The organism is Paenalcaligenes sp. DL 309 (genome assembly GCF_057475285.1).
This window is the reverse complement of the sequence record NZ_JBYBKW010000036.1, coordinates 1-926: the sequence shown is the minus strand read 5'-3', so window position 1 is coordinate 926 and position 926 is coordinate 1. Positions and strand designations below refer to the sequence as shown.

General features: G+C 52.8%; 1 protein-coding gene. It reads right to left on the bottom strand.

Annotated features, from left to right (window positions below; translation table 11 throughout):
* A partial coding sequence (locus AC2UZJ_RS12505) for an AadA family aminoglycoside 3''-O-nucleotidyltransferase (RefSeq protein ID WP_486950454.1) occupies nt 1–815 on the bottom strand: 815 nt, incomplete at its 3' end.
* Nucleotides 816–926 lie beyond the last annotated feature (111 nt).

Sequence of the window (926 nt, the reverse complement as noted above, 5' to 3'; positions counted from 1 at the left end):
AATGAACTGTTAGACATCATTGGCGTGGAGCCGAGCAGACTGGCGGCTTCGTGCTTCACAAAGTAAATGAACGCAGTCAACTGATCAGCGCGTGAGGCCAAGCAATCCATCCCTTGTCCAAGGTAAGCCTGCTGGGCTTCAAGCAGCACGGGCTGATGTTGGACGGGCAGGCGTTCCATTACCCAGTTGGCAGCTACATCCTTCGGCGCGATCTTGCCGGTTGCTGCGCTGTACCAAATGCGAGACAAGGTAAGCACTACATTCCGCTCGTCGCCTGCCCAATCCGGTTGTGAGTTCCATAGTTTCAAGGTGTCGGCCAGTGCTTTGAATAGATCGCTTTCCGGGACTGGGTTGAAGAAATCTTCCGCGGCCGAACCTGCCAAGGCAAGGCTGTGTTGCCTTGCTTTAGTTAGCAGAATAGCCAGATCAACATCGGTTGTCGCGGGCTCGAAGATGCCCGCAAGAATGTCCTTGCGCTGCCACTCCCCGAATTGCAGTTCCCGTCTGGCTGGATAACGCCAAGGAACAACATCGCCGTACACGACGATGGTAACTTCCAAGGCACGGAGAGCTTCACTTTGGCCGGGAGAAGCGGAAACTTCCAGGAAATCTACGAACAGAGCCTGCCGCACAGTCTCATCGAGCTGTGCAGTCACAGTAACCAGCAAATCAATATCACTGCATGGCTTCAGGCCACCGTCGAGTGCAGAGCCGTACAAATGCACGGCCAGCAACGTCGATCCCAGATGATGCTCGATGACGTTGAGTGCCTGTGATAGCTGTACCGAAATCTCGGCGGGCACTGCGTTGCTCATGATGTCTAACTCCCAATTTGTGTAGGGCTTATTATGCACGCTTAAAAATAATAAAAGCAGACTTGACCTGATAGTTTGGCTGTGAGCAATTATGTGCTTAGTGCATCTAAC